Raw genomic sequence first — 18,008 nt, 5'->3', positions numbered from 1 at the left:
ATGACAGAACCGGACTTTGCGGGCAAAGTCGCCGTGGTGACCGGCGGCGGCTCCGGCATCGGTGAGGCCTGCGCGGTGCTGCTCGCCCAGCGCGGAGCCAAGGTGCTGGTGGCCGACCTCGACCTGCCGGCGGCCACCAAGGTGGCGGAGGGCATCGGCGCGGCCGCCCTCGCCCATCGGACGGACGTGAGCGACCTGTCGTCCTGTGAGGCGATGGTCGCCCGGGCGGTCGAGGCGTTCGGCCGGCTCGACGTCGCCGTGAACAACGCTGGCATCGGCGGCCCGCAGGCCCCGACCGGCGAATATCCGGTCGACGGCTGGGCCGCCGTGATCGGGGTGAACCTGACGGGCGTCTTCTACTGCATGCGCTCGGAGATCCCGGCGATGCTGACGGCCGGCGGCGGCTCGATCGTCAACGTGGCCTCCATTCTGGGCTCGGTCGGCTTCGCCCAGTCCGTGGCGTACGTGTCGGCCAAGCACGGCGTCCTCGGCATGACGAAGGCCACCGCCCTGGAGTACGCCACACAGAACATCCGGGTCAACAGCGTGGGACCGGGCTTCATCCGTACGCCGCTGCTGACGGAGGAGATCATCGGGGCCGTCTCCGGACTGCACCCCGTCCAGCGGCTCGGCACCTCCGAGGAGGTCGCCGAGGTGGTGGCGTTCCTGGCCTCCGACCGGGCGTCGAACACCACCGGGTCCTACTACCTGACCGACGGCGGCTACACCGCGCAGTAACAACGCGTACCCGCCCAGGTCAGGGCGGAACGTGGCGGGCTAGCATCGTCGGAATGGCGACCCGGCTCGTGCAGATCAACATGAAGGCCCATGACCATGCCGCCCTGGGCGGTTTCTGGGCGGAGGCGCTCGGCTGGGGCGTCGACAGCGAGGCGCCCGGCGTGACCAACCTCGAACCCCAGGGCGGCTACGTCTACCCTGACCCGGTCGCGGTCTGCGTCGACCTCGTCACGTCGACGGAACCCAAGACGGCGAAGAACCGCGTTCACCTGGACCTCGCCGCCACCTCGGCGGCCCATCAGGCCGAACTGGTCGCACGCCTGCGGAAACTCGGCGCGACGCCGATCGACATCGGCCAGGGTGACGTCTCGTGGACGGTCCTGGCCGACCCGGAGGGCAACGAGTTCTGCGTCGTGGACTCCGGCTATGACGAGACCGGTCCCATCGCGTCGGTGGTCGTCGACTGCGCGGATCCGCGAGCCATGGCCCGCTTCTGGGGCGAGGCCACGGATTGGACTGTGCACACCGTGACCGACGACAGCGCGGTCCTGCGCTCCGCGCAGGGCGTCGGCCCCTACCTGCGGTTCGTCCGAACCGCCGACGTCAAGACCGGATGGAACCGCGTCCATCTCGACATCCGTCCCTACCCTGGTGACGACCTGGAGGCCGAGGCGGCCAGACTGCGGGGTCTCGGCGCCACCTCCATCGATGTCGGCGACATCTCGTGGAAGGTTCTCGCCGACCCCGAGGACAACGAGTTCTGCCTCCTCACCCCCAGGTGACCCAGGACTCCTCAGTAGTTTGCGATCATCGCGCTCCGGGTAGCCGAGGCCCGTGAACGCGCTCCGGGTGGCCGCCTGATGCGGCGGTGGCTCTGGTCGAACAGCTTGTCGATCGTCATGCTGGCGGCGTTCGTCGTCTTCGTGACGGGGCAGGCGCTGGCCGGCTGGCAAGTCCGCAACGAGGAGCTCACCCAGGCGGGCCTGGCCGGCGACTCCCTCTGGGCCTACCTGGGCTCGGGCCACTTCGGCGAAGCACTGCTCGAGAACTGGGAGTCCGAGTTCCTGCAGATGGGCGCCTATGTGCTGCTGACGGCGTACCTGGTGCAGAAGGGCTCGCCCGAGTCCAAGCCGCTGGACGGCAAGGACCGCCCCGGCGACGATCCGGATCACGCCGGTGACGACTCACCCAGCTGGTCACGACGCCCCGGCTGGCGTCAGGTGATGTATCGCAACAGTCTCGCGCTGGTCCTGCTCCTCTTCTTCGCGCTGAGTTTCCTGGGGCACCTCATCGCGGGGACGGCCGCGTACAACGAGGAGCAGAAACTCCAGACCGGAGCCGCCGCGATCGGCGTCTGGCAGTTCGCGGGCACGCCCGACTTCTGGTTTCAGTCCATGCAGAACTGGCAGAGCGAGTTCTTCTCAGTCGGGGCGCTGGTTCTCCTCTCGGTCGTGCTGCGCCAGCACGGCTCGCCGCAGTCGAAACCGGTCACCGCGCCACATGACCAGACCGGTGATGAGTAGTCCTCCGTGACGCGGGTACCCGAACGGCACCTGAGAGGAGGAAGGAACCAGGATGAACGGACAAAAGGTTCATGAGGTGATGACCCGGGAGCCGGTGACCATCGGCACGCGCGAGACGCTGATCGGCGCGGCGACGATGATGCGGGACTACGACATCGGCGACGTCATCGTGACCGACGGCGACCGCGCGGTCGGCATCCTGACCGACCGCGACATCATCGTCCGGGCGATCGCCGAGGGCCGGGACCTGACCACGACGGTCGGCGAGGTGTGCAGCCAGGAGCTGATCACCGTGAAGCCCGACGACGGCACCCAGCGCGTCGTGGAGCTGATGCGCGGCAAGAAGATCCGCCGCCTCCCGGTGACCGACGGCGGCAAGCTCGTCGGTGTCGTCTCGCTCGGCGACATGGCGGTCGAACGCGATCCGCACTCCGCGCTGGCCGACATCAGCTCGGCGACGCCGAATCACTGACGGCGGGAACGCCTCACCCACCAGCCCGATCTCGAAACGGATCGGGCTGTGGACCGTGAGGCCGGCCGATCACTCGGCGCGTACGTCGAGTCCGAGGCGGGCGGCGAGGACACAGGCCTGATCGACGTCGATGATCGCGCCGGCCAGCGCGACGGTCAACGGATCCAGGGCCGTCAGGTCACTCCCCCGCAGGTCGCTGCCGAGCATGCTCGCCTTGGCCAGCCAAGCGCCGGACAGGTCCACCCGGCGGAAGCTGCCGCCGTCGAGACGGGCGCCCGTGAGGTCGGCCTCCCGCATGCGTACGCCCTCGAACTTCGTGCGGCGCAGGTCGGCGCCGGGCAGGCCGACGAAGGACCAGTCGCCGCCGGCCACCGTCATCAGGTCGTACGCACACCCGTCGAACATGCTGCCGACCAGTTTGCAGCCGGCGAACGCGACGTCGAAGAATCCGCATTGGACGAAGGTGCAGTTGATGAACGCGGCGTCGGTGTGGGCCGAAGCGTTGAACTTCACGCCCCGGAAGGTGCATTCGGTGAAGGTGGCGTTCTGCACGATGGCCTCGGTGAGGTCGATCTCGACGAACGCCACCCGCGTGTGCGTCTGCCCGGAGAGGTCCTCTCCGTACCAGTCGAGGCCCCGCAGCGTCGACTCGGTCGGCGGCGGCGCGTGCCCGTGCTTCCGATCAGCCATGCAGCGGATCCTGCCATGCCGCCCGCCGGCCCGTATGCTGCGGTGATGGCGATTCAGCGGATGGACAACGTCGGCATCGTCGTCGACGACCTCGACCTCGCCGTCGCGTTCTTCACGGAGCTGGGCCTGGAGCTGGAGGGCCGCTCGCAGATCGAGGGGGCCTGGGCGGCGAAGGTCGTGGGGCTCGACGGGATGCGGTCGGAGATCGCGATGATGGTGACGCCGGACGGTCACGGCAAGCTAGAGCTGATGCGGTATCACGCACCGGCGTCGATCACTCCTGAGCCGAGGATCTCGCCGGCGAACACCGTCGGTCTGCATCGCGTGATGTTCGCCGTCGACGACATCGAGGACACCGTCGCCCGGTTACGGAAGCACGGCGGGGAGCTGGTCGGCGAGATCTCCCGCTTCGAGGACATCTTCCTGCTGTGTTATCTCCGCGGGCCGTCGGGCGTCATCGTCGGCCTGGCGGAGCAGCTCCGCTAAGCGGCGGCGGGCTCCAGGAGTTCGTCGCCGTGGTCCACCGCCCACTGGCCGATCGTGGCGAGCGGGCCCTGCACCAGGGACGCCCCCACCGGGGTGAGACGGTATTCGACGTTCCGGGCGGTCGACTCGCTGGTTCGCGTCACCAGTCCGCGGTCGGTCAGCCGCCGCAGCGACTCGGTCAGGGCCTTGTCGCTGATGTCACCGATCGCCGTGATCAATGTGCTGCGGCGTTGCGGGCCGGGGCGCAGCGCGATCAGCACGACCGGGTCCCACGTGTGGGAGAGCAGCTCCGTGACGGCCCGGATCCGGCAATCGGAGACGAAGCCATAGCAGTCGTCGTGCGCCATGCCTCCGATCTTGCCAGGCGGTTTCCCACCGATCGGTAGGAACCGCCTCCCTAGCGTCGACGGCATGAAGATTTCCATTCTGGGGTCAGGGAACATGGCGGCGACGTTGGCACAGGCCTGGATCGCGGCCGGGCACACGGTCACGATCGCGGGACGCTCCGAGGCCAAGACGACGGAGCTGGCGAACCGTGTCAACGCCGTGGCCGCGCGGCCGGCTGACGCCGCAGCCGGGGCGGACGCCGTCGTCGTGGCGGTGCTGTGGGAGGGCGTATCGGAGATCCTGGACCTGGCCGGCGGTCCGGGCGGATCGCTGCGGGGCATACCGGTCCTCGACTGCACCAACCCGCTCGACTTCACCACCGGTGCGCATCGGCTGGCCGAGGGTTCCGCGGCGGAGACGATCGCGGCTCAGGCCACCGGAGCCGCCGTCGTCAAAGCACTCCACATGTACGCCGGCCAGATGTGGCTGACCGCCCAGGACAAGCCTCGGGCGGTGGCGATGTGCGGTGACGACGAGGCCGCGCTCGACGTCGCCGGGCGACTGGTCACCGATCTCGGCGGTACGCCGGTCGCGATCGGCGGGCTGGACCGCGCCCGGCAACTGGAGGAGGCCGCCGGTTTCGTGATGAGCCTCTACGGCAAGGGGGTGGACCCGAGCACCGCCGTCCCGAGCTTCAGCTGACGAGTCCGGTCGAGGCGTACGCGGTCCCACCGGACGACGGCGGGACCGCGTACCACTGGCTTGCCAGGAGAGGAACTTTCGTGCTGCTCAGCTGGTCCAGAGCTGGAAGGTGGAACACTGCCCCGCGGGCCAGCCCGTGTTCGCGGTGAAGGTCAGCCGCCAGTAGCGCCGGCTGGTGGCGGTGAACGTGATCGTCACGGTGTTGCCGCTCGCCGGATCGAAGGCGTACGCCGCCGACGCCTTCACCGTGCTGAACGTGCTGCCGTCCGTGCTGCCCAGGACCGCCAGGGTCTGCGTACGCGCACCCCAGGTGGCGGGCAGTTGCAGGACGATCCGGCTCGCGCTCTGGGCCGAGCCGAGGTCGACCTGAACCCATTGCGGGAAGGCGTTGTTGGCGCTCTCCCAGTAGGTGTTCTGGTTGCCGTCGGTCACGTTCGACGACGGGTAGACGTCGTTGTGGCTGGATTCGGTGGTCGGCTTGCCGGTCGCCAGCTCGGTGCTGCCCCCGGTTCCGGTGCCGGTCAACGAGACCGTCGCCGGGCTGTTGGCGGCGTTGCTGGTGATCGTGAGCGCGCCGGTACGCGTACCGGACGCCGTCGGCCGGAAGCTGACGTTGACCGTGCAGGACGCGCCGGCCGCCAGCGAAGTGCAGTTGTTGGTCTGGCTGTAGTCGCCGGTCGTCGTGACGCCGGACACGGTCGCCGTGGCGTTGCCGGTGTTGGTCACGGTCACCGCCTGGGCCGGGCTGGTGGTGTTGAGCGCCTGGCTGGCGAAGGTGAGCGAGCCCGGGGCGGCGCTCAGCACCGGCGAGGTGCTGCCGCCGCCGCTCGGGTAGACCTCCAGTTCGGATGCCTGCCCGGCCGGCCAGCCACTGTTGGCGGTGAAGGTCACCCGGACGTAGCGGGCGTTGGTGGCGGGGACGGCGACGTTCACTACGTTGGCCGGTGAGGTGAAGGTGTAGGTCGCCGACCCGACGGCGGTCGTGAAGGTGGATCCGTTGGTGCTGGTCTGGACGGACAGGGTCTGCGTACGCGTGCCCCAGGCGCTGGACGGCGGCAGCTTCAGCGTGACCTTGCCGACGGAGTAGGTGCCGCCGAGGTCGACCTGCAGCCACTGCGGGAAGGCGTTGTTGGCGCTCTCCCAGTAGCTGTTGGCGTCCCCGTCGACGGCCAGCGCCGGGGTCAGCGACCCGTTGGCCTGGCTGCTGGCGGTGGCGGGCTTCTGCAGGGCGAGGTTGGTGGTGGTGCCGATGCCACTGCCGGACAACGCCACGGTGGCCGGGTTGTTGGTGGCGTTGCTGGTCAGCGTCACGGTCCCGGTACGCGTACCGGCCGCGGTCGGGGTGAAGCCGACAGTCACCGTGCAGGAGGCGTTCACCGCCAACGACGAGCAGTTGTTGGTCTGGCTGAAGTCGCCGGAGGCCGTGACGCCGGAGACGGTCGCCGTGGTGGTGCCCGTGTTCGTGACGGTCACCGTCTGGGTGGCGGCCGGGCTGCCGACGACGGTTCCGCCGAAGGTCAGCGACGCCGGGTTGAGGCTCAGGACCGGTCCGGGCGCGACGCCCGTTCCCGACAAGGGCACGGTGTTCGTGATTCCGGAAGCCGTCAGGGCGAGCGTTCCGGTACGCGTACCAGATGCTGTCGGGGTGAAGACGACGTTGACGGTGCACGAGGAGCCGGCGGCGATCGAGGAGCCGCAGGTGTTGGTCTGGCTGAAGTCGCCGGAGGTCGTGATCGAGCCGACCGGGGCGGCCGCGGTGCCGCTGTTGGTGACCGTCACGGTCTGCGGAGCGCTGGACGATCCGGTCGCCACCGAGCCGTAGCCGAGCGCGGTCGGGCTGACGGAGATCTGCGACCCGTTGTCCGGCAGGTACGGCGGGAACGCCGGAGTGGTGATGTTCTGGCACGCGGTCGACCCGAAGATGCCGGAGTTGCCGCCGCCGTCGGTCAGGGTGAACCCGACTCCGCAGTTGTAGACGGCCGCGGGCGCCTGCGTGCCGGTGGCGGTGCTGTTGGTGATCGTGGCCGAGCCGCCGACCTGCTCCTGGACCACCCAGGTGCCGGTGTTCTGGATCGTCGCGTTGTTGATCTTGACGTTGGAGATGCTCGATCCGGAGACGAACTGGATCGCCTCGAACGGGCTCTGCTGGATGAGGATGTTGTCGACATTGGTCAGACCCGACATGGCGGCGTCGCGGGCGTCGAACCACAACGCGCCGACGCCGAAGTTCCAGTTCGGGTCGAGGCTGCCGGATCGGATGATCGTGTTACGCAGCACGTCGGTGCGGCCGAGCGGAGTCGAGGCGAACCGCTGCGCCACGTGGATGCCGCCGCCCTGAGCCAGCCCGGCGTCGACGACCCGGTTGTCGGTGACGAAGTTGTCGTGGCCGCCGTAGATCGCGATTCCGTTCGCCAGGATCGGATACTGGACCGTGTTGTGGTCGAACGAGTCGTTGACGTCGGCGTTCGTGTCCGACCACGTGGCCAGGCCGTCGTCTCCGAGGTTGCGCAGGTCGCTGTTGGTGACCTTGGAGCTCGTGACGCCGTTGTGGAAGTTGACGCCGTCGGCGGTCACGTTGCGGATGCGCATCCCGGACAGGACCAGGTTGGTCATCGGCCCGTCCATCCAGGCGCCGACCTTCATGTGCTCGATCCAGACCCGGTCGACGGTGGAGTTGCTCAGCGCGCCGCCGATGCCGTTGACCTGGTCTCCGTCGTTGCGCTCCTGGACGTTGCCGAAGATCGCGAAGTCCGCCAGGTGGACGCCGCTGCCCCCGTTGGGCGCCCACCCGCCGTAGAAGCCGGGCGCGTTGCCGACGATCGTCGAGCGCCACATCCCGGCGCCCTTGACGGTGACGTTGTTCAGCACGAGGTGGCTGCACGACATGCCACAACCGGGCGTGCTGCCTGGGATCCGGAAGGTCCCCTCCGGAATCCACACGGTGCCGCCGGCACCCGCGGCGGAGATCGCGGCGGCGAACGCGGCGGTCGAGTCGTTGACCCCGGTCGGATCGGCGCCCCGGCTGGTCACCGAGATCGACCCGGCGGGCTGGGCGAGCGCCCCGGCGACGTTCTCGAAGTCGGCGAAGTCGATCGTGTAGGACCCGGCGGTGTCCTCCGAGTCCACTTGCAGGCGGAACTTCGTTCCGGCGGCGTACGTGGTGGTGAACAGGCGGTGCGCCTCGTCGTAGAAGTGATGAGGGTTGCCGCCCGGCGTGTTGGTGAACGGATAGCCGCCGTAGTACCAGCTGTAGGCGTTGGTCAGGGTGAAGTTCGGCTGCTTGGTTCCGTCGACGTACAACGACAACTGGGCGGAGTAGACCGACCCGTTCCCGGTGTCGGGGATGCTGTAGCGGAACACGATCGAGTTCGTCGCGACCGGCGTGGTGAACTCGACGTACTTGCCGGTGCCCTGCAGGGTCACCGCTTTGCGATAGGACGCCTCGGCGGGCAGCGTGCCGTAGACCGTGCTCGGCCCGATCACGCTCCCGTTGGTGGTGGCGTTCTCCGCCTGGACCTCGACGTAGGGCACCGTCGCGCCGACCCCGCCGGTGGCGGCGGCCGCCGGTTGGGCGGGCAGGACGACCAGGCAGGCGGCGACCAGCGCCCCTGCGGAGAGAACCGCGGCTCTGCGGTTGCGCGTACGAAACGATAGGGACATCTCGCGGCTCCTCTGGGTGGGAGGCCAAGGGATCGGCGACGCGGGCAGGCGTGTCGGGAGAAACGTAGCCTTGTCGATACATCAACGCAAGATATCGATAAATCTTTGCCAAATTGCTATTGTGCGCCGCAAGAGCAACGCAGCCCGCCGCTCTTCGCGGTGTCAGCGGCGGTGTCAGCGCCGTGACAGGAGGGTGACAGTCCCGGTCCCGATAGTGGCCGCATGACAACTTCAGCGATCACAGTCTCCGGGCTGCGGAAGGCGTACAAGGACAAGATCGTCCTCGACGGCATCGACTTCGAGGTCCACGCCGGCTCGGTGTTCTCCCTGCTCGGTCCGAACGGCGCGGGCAAGACCACCACGGTGAACGTGCTGACGACGTTGATGAAGGCCGACGGCGGGACGGTCCGCGTCGCCGGTCACGACATCGCGACCGAGGCCAAGGCGGTACGCGCGGCGATCGGTGTCACCGGCCAGTTCGCGGCGGTGGACGAGCTGCTGACCGGGCAGGAGAACCTGCAGCTCATGGTGGACCTGAGCCGGGTGCCCGCCCAGGACGGCAAGCGCGTCGTCGCCGAGCTGCTGGAGCGGTTCGAGCTGACGGAGTCGGCGGCCAAGCCGGCGTCGACCTACTCCGGCGGCATGCGCCGCAAGCTCGATCTGGCCATGACGCTCGTCGGCAATCCGCGGATCATCTTCCTCGACGAACCGACCACCGGGCTGGACCCCCGCAGCCGGCACACGATGTGGGCGATCATCCGCGATCTCGTGGCCGACGGCGTGACGATCTTCCTCACCACCCAGTACCTCGAAGAAGCCGACCAGCTGGCCGACCGGGTCGCGGTGCTGGACGGCGGCCGTCTGGTCGCCAACGGCACTCCGGACGAACTCAAGCGCCAGATCCCCGGTACGCACATCCGGCTGCGTTTCAGCTCCGCCGCCGAACTCGACGCCGCCGCCCGGATCTTCACCGACGCCACGCGTGAGCCGGAGGCGCTGGCGCTGCGCGTACCCGGTGACGGCGGCACGAAGTCGCTGCGCGCGCTGCTGGACCGGCTCGACGAGCACTCCCTCAGCGCCGAGGAGTGCTCGGTGCACACCCCTGACCTCGACGACGTTTTCCTCGCCCTGACGGGCCACACCACGGAGGCCGCCAAATGAGCGCCAAGTCCCACTCGCTGGTCATGCTGCGACGCAACACCAAGCACATCACGCGGAACCCGACCTCGGTGTTCAACGCCGTCCTCATGCCGATCGTCATCATGTTGATGTTCGTCTACATGTTCGGCGATGCGTTCGACGTCGGCGTCGACTACATCGACTACGCGACACCCGGCCTCATGCTGCTGGCCGTCTGCTACGGCCTCGGCGCGACCGCGACCTCGGTGAACGCCGACATGACCAAGGGCGTCATCAACCGGTTCAAGGTGATGGACGTCTCCCGGGGCGCGGTGCTGACCGGGCACGTCGTCGCGAGCGTACTGACCAACCTGGTGGCCATCGCGGCCCTCGTCGGGGTGGCGTTCCTGCTGGGCTTCGACCCCAAGGCGAACCTGGTCCAGTGGCTGGGCGTCGTCGGGGTGGTCGTGCTGCTGGCCTTCGCCGCCGGATGGTTCACCGTCGCCCTCGGGTTGTCGGCGAAGTCTCCGGAGACGGCCGGCATGGCGGCGGTGCCGCTGGTCATGCTGCCGTTCTTCAGCAGCGCGATCGTGCCGGCCGAGAAGATGGGTCCCGGCCTGCGGCAGTTCGCGGAGTACCAGCCGTTCACCCCGATCATCGAAACCCTGCGCGGGCTGATCAACGGGGCGCCTTCCGCCGGTGACGTCATCCCGGCCCTCGCCTGGTGCGTCGCCATCGCCCTCATCGGTTACCTGTGGGCGCGGTCGACCTTCACGAAGCGCGCGTGACCGCGGCGAGCCGGCACCCCTCCCCAGCCGCCTCGGCGACCATCGGTCGCCGGGGCGGCTGCCGGCTATCCCTTCCGGCGCACCATCTCGGTGATCCAGATCGGGGCGTACGGCGAGGTGCAGTTGGGCGGCGTCGGATAGTCCTTGAGCACCTCCAGGCGCTCGCCGATGTCGATGGCCCGCGCCCGGTACGCCGGATGGTCGATCCCGATCTGGGCCAGGCAGTGGTTCATCGCCCACTGCAGCCGATCCGGGGCGTCCTTCAGCTCCGCCTCGATGAGGTCGAGCAGCCCGGGCAGGTCGAGGCCCACCGGATTCTTCGCGACTCGTTCGGTGGTCAACGCCCACCCGGCGCTCGCCACCACTGGATCCGGGTCGGCGAACCAGGTCTGGCGCAGCTCTTCGGCGTACGGGCTCTTCTTCACGACGTAGTTCACGAGCCAGTCCTGCACTTTCGGCGTACGCGCCGCCCGCAGCATGCTGTCCAGTTCGTCCCGGTCGTACGCCTTCGGGCGGCAGATCAGCAGGGCGAGCAGCCGCGCGGCGGTGTCGCCGGTCGCCCAGAGGTCGCGGGCGAGATCGTGCTGCGTCTTCAGCTCCTTCGCGAGCGTACGCAGCCGGCTGAGGTTGACTCCGTGGTCGTCGCCGTGCCGTTCGTTCACCGCCCGGGCCTTCGGGTCTTCGAGCTTGGCCAGCTCGGCCATCACCCCCGCCACCGTCATCTCGGCCGCAGTTCTTCCCGCCACGTCAGCCTCCTCGTCGGTCGCCGTCTGCCGATCAGCGTAGCCGCAGCATAGGACCGGTGATGACGCCTCCGATCCGGGCCGGGAAGGATGGGGCCATGCCGACGCTCGCCCTGCCCGACCGACTCCGGCGGATGACGATGAACCGCCAGGCCGCCTTGGACACGATCACGACGGCCGCTCGTCGAGCGAACCTCGGCGCTCTACTGCTGATCGGGTCGCTCGGCCGGGGCGGCGGCGACGCCTGGTCCGACTTGGACCTCATCGCGGTCGGCGACGCCGCCGATCCGTCGTTCGACCTCGCCGACGTCTTCGGCAACCGGGTCCTCGCGACGGTCGACGCCCCGCGAGAGGCTCCCGTCGGCGGCTCCTACCGCGGCGTGTGCCTGGAGATCGCCGACGGCGTCCTCTGGTTGGACTGGTATCACTGGCCGGTCGCGACTGCGGCGGTTCCCGCGGACGCGACGCCGATCTACGACGACCTCGGGCTGCCGGCCAGCCCGCTGGCGTTCGTTCCGCTCATCACCGAGCACAGCGACCCGACTGCGCCCGGTGCGTCCGGCGGCGCGGCGGTGCTCCTGCGGGTGGCAGTGGCCGCGAAGTACCTCGCCCGATCCGACGCCGCCAAGCTGGCCGCGAAGATCCCCGAAACCGCCGGACTCCGGCTCGATCAGACGGCCGGGCGATTGCACGCCATGGCCGTCTCGGCGACCGAGCCGGAGCTGTCCGCCGCCGTCACAGCGACCTTGCGCCTGGTCGAGCTGGCCGAGGCGGCCCGAGCGGACTCCTGATCGATGCGGCGGCTCTGACTCAGCCGATCGGGGCGGAGAAGATCAAGCGGACCTCGGTGTTGCGATACCCCGCCCGCTCGAACGCGGCGGCCATCGGGCGGTTGGCCAGATCAGTCGTCGCGGTGATGCGCTCGGCCCCGTCGGCGGCGTGGAACCTGGTGATCGCCGCCAGAATCTCGGTGACGTAGCCGCGTCCCCGCAGTTCAGGGACGACGCCCAGGTACCCGACGTTCCGGTGGTAAGGCGTCGCCGACGGGATGGCGAGCCCGGCCAGCGCACCGTCCGGGGTGTACGCGAGCCGCCACCATTCGCGCAGGCCCGGGCGATCGAGGTAGAAGGCCAGCGACTCCCGGGCGGTGGATTCCGCGCCCTGAGACTGTTCGCTCTCCAGCGTATGCGCGTCGAGCGTGCCCGCGGCCACGCGCAGCATCGCGGCCAGGAACACCTCGTCGTCCGGCTCGGGCCGGAACTCCAGCCGTCCGGGCGCGTCGGGCAGACCCGCGTCCGGCGTCCACTCGAACTGCAGCCGTTCCACCTCGACCGTCAATCCTGCCCGCTGCGCTGCCTCCCGCCGCCAGGCGACTGCGGTCGCGTACGCGGCGTCGGCATGCCAGCCGCCGGGCAGCTGCAGGAGGTTGTACAACGGTGGGGCCGCTGCCCCGGCGTCCCGGAACGACTGGTGCCCGGCGCTGAGCAACGCCGCCGCGAGGGTCGCACGCTCGGCGGCGGGGACTTCGTCGGCGACCGACAAGCAGTCCAGCGCCAGTGGATGGGCGCTGTCGCTTTGCCCCCACCAGAGCGCACGCGCCAGCAGTCCGCCGTCGCCGTCCTCGGCCACCCAGGTCCACTCCGGACGGTATTGGCGTTCGGCGGCCTCGGCCCGGTAGCGGTCGGCGGGCAGCCGCCATACCGGCTCGCTCGACGAGAGGGCCAACGTTCGGTCCAGTTCCTCGCCGTCGCCAGGCACGAAGTGGACGGACACGGTGGTGTGGTTGGGCACGAGTGACTCCCGTTTTCAGTGGATCTGTCCGGCCACCCTAGCCGATCCGCCAATTCGTGATCTTGATTACAGTCGGCTCAGACGCCCGGGCCGAACCACCGGGTCAACGTGCCCCGCAACGTCAGCGGGTCGGGCTGGGCGTCGTGCGACTCCCAGGCCACGTAGCAGTCCGGCCGCAGCAGCAGCCCGGTCGCCTTGGTGTCCGTGCTCGTCCCGGTGACGACCTCGACGCGGTCCCGCCAGGGTGCGGCGACCGAGGCCAATCCGCCGTCGGCCGTCAGGTCGAGCAGCAACGGACGTGCGTCGCGGGTCAATTCGGCGAGGCGGCGGCCGTCGACGGTGAGGTCCGGCGCCCAGGCGCCCATGTCGGCGTACCGGATGTCTGCGCCGGAGATGAGGTCGGCGATGTGGCGCAGCACAGCGGGTTCGCTGAGCAGGTCGCCGAAGAACGACCGCAGCGCGGTGATCTCCGGTCCCGGTCCGACGAGCACGCCCTGCGCGGTGGTCTGCGTGGTCACCTTCTCCGCGGCCGGCCGACGTTCCGACTCGTACGTGTCGAGCAGTCCGGCCGGCGCCCAGCCGTGCAGTTCGGCGCCCAGTTTCCAGGCCAGGTTGATGGAGTCCTGGAGGCCGAGGTTGAGGCCGTTGCCGCCGATGGCCGAGTGCACGTGCGCGGCGTCGCCGACGAGGAAGACCCGCCCGTCCCGATACCGCTCGGCGAGCCGCGTGTTGCCTCCGACGACGCGGCGCATCAGGCCTGGTGCCGGCAGCTCCTCGACCGGCGCCTCCGCGCCCACCACCCGGCGGAACGCCGCCGTCAGCTCGGCGAAGTCCATCGGTTGTGACTCGTCGACATCGGCCTGCTCGGAGACGCTCAGCAGTACCCGGCCGTCCGGGAAGGCCGCGAAGGAGACCATGCCGTGCTCCGTCCGCGTGTGCCGGAACGGCGGGATCACTCCATAACCCGGCACCAGGAGGCCGCCGCGCGAATCACGGAATTCAGCTTGTACGCCGACATTCGCGGTCCGGCTGACCGTCCGATCGTTGGTGATCCCGGGAAAGCCGATGCCGGCCAGTTTGCGAGTGGCGCTGTGCCCGCCGTCGGCTCCAACGAGATAGCGCCCGGCGATCTCCACCGGCCCGGACGGCCCGGCGAACCGTGCTGTCACCGACTCCTCCGACGGCGACAGACCCACCAGCTCGTAGCCGTAACGGATCTCAACGCCGAGCTCGGCGGCCCGGCCGGCGAGCACCTGCTCGACCTTGGCCTGTGGCACGAGCTGGACGTAGACCGGGTTGTCGGCCAACTCCCCGAACGGCATCGGGTACGCGGCGAACATGAAGTGCGGGGCCGGCTGAGGCGGGCCGGCCGTGCCGGTCAGGCGCTCGAAGAGGCCACGGCGATCCATCATCCGCACGATCTGCCCGACCATGCCGTTGGCCCGTTGTTCGGTGCGTGGCTCGGTCAGCTTCTCCACCACGACCGGGCGTACGCCGGCGAGAGCCAGTTCGCACGCCAGCATGAGCCCGTTGGGGCCGGCGCCCACGATAATGACATCTTCCATGACAAATCTCCCGTTCACGGGTAGGAGGGATCGCCCGTCGACGCGACGCGGACGACGGGTGGTGGAACGGACGATCAGGCGCTGGGGTCGGGCAGTCCCGCCTCGATCAGGTCGAGCGCCTCGATCAGCAGGGACTTCATGTCCGCCTGGGCGTCGCCCTGGAGGTATTGCTGCTGGCAGACCATGTTCGCGGCGTTGACCGCCGCCGCGACCAGGCTCGGATAGAGATTGCGGCCGACGACCGTCTTGGTGCGTTCGGCGACGGCCGCGGCGACTTCGGTCTCGGCGGTCGCCCCCGCTCGCAGGAACTCGGCCTGCAGCGACGGCGCGGCCATCATCGCGCTGATGCCGGCGGCCCAGCGCTCACGGTTGCCGACCGGATGATCGGCGACTTCCGGGCCGGGTTCGAGCTGCGCCAAGAGAGCATGCCGGATGGCTGTCCACAGTGGTTCATCAGCCGGCCGGTCGCGCAGATCCTCGGCCATCTTCGCCGACCGGTCGAGGTGCCGGGCGGCCACCGCCTCGGCCTTGCTGGAGAAGTAGTTGTTGAAAGTACGCGGAGACACCCCGGCGGCGTTAGCGATGTCTTCCACCAGGACGTTGTCGAAGCCCCGCTCGACCACGAGCTGGATCGCCGCCCAGCTGAGCGCAGCCCGGGTCGCCTGCTTCTTGCGTTCGCGGAGCCCCATGCGTCCAGCGTACACAAAACTGCGCGCTCCGCAAAGATGCGTGATCCGCAAAATTGGCCGACGGCTACGCTCGCCCGATGGCCGTCCTCTGGGAGCCCGCTGCCGACGGCGTACTGCGCCTTCCTTCGGGACGACTGGTGCGCGGACGCGGGCTGCGGCGACCCCTTCCGCCCGGGCCGTCACCGGACTTCGCGCTGTACCTGCTGGGCCACGAACCGCCGCCGACGTCGTGGCAGCGCCGCTGGATTCGCTGGCCCGACTTCTGGCTGCCATCCGATCCCGCCGCGGCCGTCGAGGCGTTGCGCGAAGCCTGGACACGGAGCGCGACCGAGCGGGTGGAGGTCGCCTGCGGCGGCGGCTTCGGCCGCACCGGCACCGCGTTGGCCTGTCTCGCCGTGCTCGACGGCGTACCCGGCGAACACGCGGTCGCGTTCGTCCGTACGCACTACTCGCCGCGAGCGGTCGAGACGCCCTGGCAGCGCCGCTTCGTCCGGCGGTTCCCGGCCGGCTGAGCCGGCGAGGGGACTGAGCCCATCCTCGCCCACCACCCGAACCTCAAGCTGGCGACCCTGGTGGCGAGCACCCATAGCAAGATCCTCAACAGTGCGGCGCCGATAGAGTGACGTGATGCGCGAAACCGCTGGAGAACTCGCCGAACTGCAAGCCCTGCTGGACCGGTCCCTCGCCGGATCCACCGCACACCTGCGATCGATTGTCGTGGACCGCACGATCACCGCACCGCAGCTGACCCAGGTCCTGACCGGCATGTGCACGCTCGCGCTGGCCACCGTCACCGCGAGGGGTGAACCCCGGATCAGCGGCGCCGACGGGCATTTCCTGCATGGCAAGTGGCACTTCGGCACCGCGCGCACGGCCGCCAAGGCCCACCACCTCGGCGCCCGCCCGGCGGCCAGCGTGGCACACATACGCGGCGAGGACCTTGGTGTATTCACCCATGGCACGGTCGAGATCCTCAACCCGGCCGGCGACGAACCTGCCGCCGACTGGCCGGAGCTGCTGGCCTACTTCCAGGACCTCTACGGTGCGGACGCCTTCGACTGGGACGAGGAGGTCGTCTACTACCGCCTCCATCCGCATTGGATGACCGTGTACGCCCCCGACGTCGCCAAGCTGCTCCCGGCGTAGCGAACTCCACCCTGGCGGCCGTCGCCTAGGGTGTGAGCGCGAACGCCCGCAGTCCCGGGCGGGAAGGAGACGTCTTGCGGTTCGGCGTCTTGGGGCCGGTCACGGCGTCTGGACTCGACGGCGCTGTCGAGTTGGGACCGACTCGGCAACGAACGGTGCTGGCGATCCTGCTGGTGGAATCCGGGACGGCGGTCACGCCGGAGCAACTGATCGACCGGGTCTGGGGCGAGCGGCCGCCGCAACGAGCCCGGGAAACCCTGCACAGCTACCTCTCCCGCCTGCGTACGACGCTGGAAGCGGCCGGCGGCCCGACGCCCGCGCGGAGTGGCCGGGGTTACCTGATCGACGCCGATCCCGACGCCGTCGACCTGCACCGGTTCCGGCGGTTCGCCGACGCCGCGAGAGCTGCCGGCGACACCGAAGCGGCCCGGCTGTGGCCCGAGGCGCTCACGCTCTGGCGCGGTACGCCGTTCGAGGACCTCGACAGTGATTGGCTGCGCTCCGTCGCCGCCGGGCTCGAACGTGAACGCTGGTCAGCCGTCCTCGACCGCAACGACGTCCTGCTCCGCACCGGCGAGCACACCGCGATCCTCCCTGAGCTCACCCTGGCGTCGGACGATCATCCCCTCGACGAACGCGTCGCCGGGCAATACCTCCTCGCCCTGTACGCGGCCGGCCGCCAGGCCGACGCCCTGGCCCACTACCGGACGCTGCGCCGACGGCTGGTCGACGAGATCGGCAACGAACCGGGACCCGCCCTTCGGGAGCTCCATCACCGCATCCTCCGGCAGGATCCGCACCTGGTTCCCGGAGAACCGGAGACGCCGCGCGAACGCACTTCGGTCACCTCGACGGTCGTGCCGGCACAGCTTCCGGCGGACGTCGCCGGATTCACCGGGCGAGCCGCCGAACTGGACAGACTCGACACGTTCCTGACCCCGGAGACGGGCGCACCGGAGCAGGCGATGAGGATCGCCGTGATCGGCGGCACCGCCGGCGTCGGCAAGCCAACAGCCGGATTCTAGCACACATCGGTTCCCATGGATCGATCGTCCTGTTGGCGGGCCACATCATTAGGTCGGTGCGGCGCCACACTGTCGATGGTGATTCATCAAGGCGAGGAAATCGATCGGCGATCGAGTCAGCCGTCTGGACCTCCCCGATGAGCGTCGTCAAGTTGTCGCTCGTGGTCGCTATTGTGGACGGGTGCCAGAGCCCGGATCGCATCTGACGAAACCCCTAATGGATGACGAGGCTCCAACATCAGCCAGCGGTCCTGACGTCGAACCGCTTGAGCCAGTTCAGGGCGACCCGGCTGGCCCCGAGTCGGGGCACACGACGCTGGCTGATGCATATATCGCGAGCAGCCCTCAGCTCAAGCAGCACTTCGCTGGCCAGTTTGCCAAGGCGATCGACACCTACCAACTGTTCGCCCCCAAGTCAGCCTTGGCCGGCTTCGCCGCGCAGCGAGCCACGTTCATCGGTCTCGCCGGCGACTACGCCAAGTTCAAGTCACAGACCGCGGGCCAACTGTTCGGCCTGACCGAACTCCTGCGCACCAGCGGCCCA

General features: G+C 69.3%; 20 protein-coding genes. 13 read left to right on the top strand and 7 right to left on the bottom strand.

Going from position 1 to position 18,008, the window contains the following annotated elements; translation table 11 throughout:
* The 4 genes from AB0H43_RS20560 (at nucleotide 1) to AB0H43_RS20545 (ending at nucleotide 2,733) form a co-directional block, all read left to right on the top strand.
* Nucleotides 1-738, top strand: a complete 738-nt coding sequence (locus tag AB0H43_RS20560; RefSeq protein WP_360001221.1) for an SDR family NAD(P)-dependent oxidoreductase — start codon at nucleotides 1-3, stop codon at nucleotides 736-738.
* A 53-nt stretch (nucleotides 739-791) separates the two neighbouring features.
* Nucleotides 792-1,520 (top strand): VOC family protein, encoded by a 729-nt coding sequence (locus tag AB0H43_RS20555; protein WP_360001220.1) that lies wholly within the window; start codon nucleotides 792-794, stop codon nucleotides 1,518-1,520.
* Between the two features lie 78 nt (nucleotides 1,521-1,598).
* Nucleotides 1,599-2,261 (top strand): DUF6766 family protein, encoded by a 663-nt coding sequence (locus AB0H43_RS20550; protein ID WP_360001218.1) that lies wholly within the window; start codon nucleotides 1,599-1,601, stop codon nucleotides 2,259-2,261.
* A 52-nt stretch (nucleotides 2,262-2,313) separates the two neighbouring features.
* Nucleotides 2,314-2,733, top strand: coding sequence for a CBS domain-containing protein (locus AB0H43_RS20545; protein ID WP_360001216.1), 420 nt, complete (start codon nucleotides 2,314-2,316; stop codon nucleotides 2,731-2,733).
* Between the two features lie 69 nt (nucleotides 2,734-2,802).
* Here AB0H43_RS20545 and AB0H43_RS20540 read toward each other — a convergent pair whose 3' ends face one another.
* Entirely contained in the window at nucleotides 2,803-3,423 is a 621-nt protein-coding gene (locus tag AB0H43_RS20540) for a pentapeptide repeat-containing protein (RefSeq protein WP_360001215.1), read from the bottom strand.
* Nucleotides 3,424-3,468: 45 nt separating this feature from the next.
* Here AB0H43_RS20540 and AB0H43_RS20535 point away from each other — a divergent pair, with 45 nt between their 5' ends.
* Entirely contained in the window at nucleotides 3,469-3,909 is a 441-nt protein-coding gene (locus AB0H43_RS20535) for a VOC family protein (protein ID WP_360001213.1), read from the top strand.
* On the opposite strand, the gene AB0H43_RS20530 is transcribed toward AB0H43_RS20535, so the two are convergent.
* Nucleotides 3,906-4,256 (bottom strand): helix-turn-helix domain-containing protein, encoded by a 351-nt coding sequence (locus AB0H43_RS20530; RefSeq protein WP_360001212.1) that lies wholly within the window; start codon nucleotides 4,254-4,256, stop codon nucleotides 3,906-3,908. The two genes, AB0H43_RS20535 and AB0H43_RS20530, sit on opposite strands and share 4 nt — an antisense overlap.
* Between AB0H43_RS20530 and AB0H43_RS20525 the strand changes: the two genes are divergently transcribed.
* Nucleotides 4,255-4,938, top strand: coding sequence for an NAD(P)-binding domain-containing protein (locus AB0H43_RS20525; RefSeq protein WP_360001210.1), 684 nt, complete (start codon nucleotides 4,255-4,257; stop codon nucleotides 4,936-4,938). The two genes, AB0H43_RS20530 and AB0H43_RS20525, sit on opposite strands and share 2 nt — an antisense overlap.
* 87 nt (nucleotides 4,939-5,025) lie before the next feature.
* On the opposite strand, the gene AB0H43_RS20520 is transcribed toward AB0H43_RS20525, so the two are convergent.
* Nucleotides 5,026-8,598 carry a choice-of-anchor D domain-containing protein gene (locus AB0H43_RS20520; protein WP_360001208.1) on the bottom strand — a complete coding sequence of 1,191 codons (3,573 nt, stop codon included), beginning with the start codon at nucleotides 8,596-8,598 and terminating at the stop codon, nucleotides 5,026-5,028.
* 222 nt (nucleotides 8,599-8,820) lie between these two features.
* Here AB0H43_RS20520 and AB0H43_RS20515 point away from each other — a divergent pair, with 222 nt between their 5' ends.
* On the top strand, nucleotides 8,821-9,759 hold the full coding sequence (locus AB0H43_RS20515) for an ATP-binding cassette domain-containing protein (protein WP_360001206.1): 939 nt from the start codon (nucleotides 8,821-8,823) through the stop codon (nucleotides 9,757-9,759).
* Nucleotides 9,756-10,505: an ABC transporter permease gene (locus AB0H43_RS20510; RefSeq protein ID WP_360001203.1), complete on the top strand. Its 750-nt coding sequence runs from the start codon at nucleotides 9,756-9,758 to the stop codon at nucleotides 10,503-10,505. The genes AB0H43_RS20515 and AB0H43_RS20510 overlap by 4 nt, the downstream gene beginning before the upstream one ends.
* Before the next feature lie 65 nt (nucleotides 10,506-10,570).
* Here AB0H43_RS20510 and AB0H43_RS20505 read toward each other — a convergent pair whose 3' ends face one another.
* Nucleotides 10,571-11,227, bottom strand: coding sequence for a DNA alkylation repair protein (locus AB0H43_RS20505; protein ID WP_360001678.1), 657 nt, complete (start codon nucleotides 11,225-11,227; stop codon nucleotides 10,571-10,573).
* A 119-nt stretch (nucleotides 11,228-11,346) separates the two neighbouring features.
* On the opposite strand from AB0H43_RS20505, the gene AB0H43_RS20500 reads away from it, so the two are divergent.
* Nucleotides 11,347-12,039: a hypothetical protein gene (locus AB0H43_RS20500; protein ID WP_360001201.1), complete on the top strand. Its 693-nt coding sequence runs from the start codon at nucleotides 11,347-11,349 to the stop codon at nucleotides 12,037-12,039.
* 19 nt (nucleotides 12,040-12,058) lie between these two features.
* On the opposite strand, the gene AB0H43_RS20495 is transcribed toward AB0H43_RS20500, so the two are convergent.
* The 3 genes from AB0H43_RS20495 to AB0H43_RS20485 all read right to left on the bottom strand — a co-directional run bounded on the left by AB0H43_RS20495 (nucleotide 12,059) and on the right by AB0H43_RS20485 (nucleotide 15,293).
* Nucleotides 12,059-13,039: a GNAT family N-acetyltransferase gene (locus tag AB0H43_RS20495; protein ID WP_360001199.1), complete on the bottom strand. Its 981-nt coding sequence runs from the start codon at nucleotides 13,037-13,039 to the stop codon at nucleotides 12,059-12,061.
* Between the two features lie 77 nt (nucleotides 13,040-13,116).
* Nucleotides 13,117-14,604 (bottom strand): FAD-dependent monooxygenase, encoded by a 1,488-nt coding sequence (locus AB0H43_RS20490; protein WP_360001197.1) that lies wholly within the window; start codon nucleotides 14,602-14,604, stop codon nucleotides 13,117-13,119.
* Nucleotides 14,605-14,678: 74 nt separating this feature from the next.
* The gene (locus AB0H43_RS20485; RefSeq protein WP_360001195.1) at nucleotides 14,679-15,293 is read right to left on the bottom strand and encodes a TetR family transcriptional regulator; all 615 of its coding nucleotides are present in this window, start codon (nucleotides 15,291-15,293) and stop codon (nucleotides 14,679-14,681) included.
* Nucleotides 15,294-15,370: 77 nt separating this feature from the next.
* Here AB0H43_RS20485 and AB0H43_RS20480 point away from each other — a divergent pair, with 77 nt between their 5' ends.
* The 4 genes from AB0H43_RS20480 to AB0H43_RS20465 all read left to right on the top strand — a co-directional run.
* The gene (locus AB0H43_RS20480; RefSeq protein ID WP_360001193.1) at nucleotides 15,371-15,805 is read left to right on the top strand and encodes a protein-tyrosine phosphatase family protein; all 435 of its coding nucleotides are present in this window, start codon (nucleotides 15,371-15,373) and stop codon (nucleotides 15,803-15,805) included.
* Between the two features lie 115 nt (nucleotides 15,806-15,920).
* The gene (locus AB0H43_RS20475) at nucleotides 15,921-16,439 is read left to right on the top strand and encodes a pyridoxamine 5'-phosphate oxidase family protein (protein ID WP_360001192.1); all 519 of its coding nucleotides are present in this window, start codon (nucleotides 15,921-15,923) and stop codon (nucleotides 16,437-16,439) included.
* 74 nt (nucleotides 16,440-16,513) lie between these two features.
* Nucleotides 16,514-17,464 carry an AfsR/SARP family transcriptional regulator gene (locus AB0H43_RS20470; RefSeq protein ID WP_360001190.1) on the top strand — a complete coding sequence of 317 codons (951 nt, stop codon included), beginning with the start codon at nucleotides 16,514-16,516 and terminating at the stop codon, nucleotides 17,462-17,464.
* A 217-nt stretch (nucleotides 17,465-17,681) separates the two neighbouring features.
* The coding region (locus tag AB0H43_RS20465; RefSeq protein WP_360001188.1) for a hypothetical protein at nucleotides 17,682-18,008 on the top strand (327 nt) is incomplete at its 3' end.

Origin of the sequence: Hamadaea sp. NPDC050747 (assembly GCF_040654195.1) — a bacterium.
Classification (GTDB): domain Bacteria; phylum Actinomycetota; class Actinomycetes; order Mycobacteriales; family Micromonosporaceae; genus Hamadaea.
Note: the sequence above shows the minus strand (reverse complement) of the source record. Positions and strands in the feature narration are given on the sequence as shown.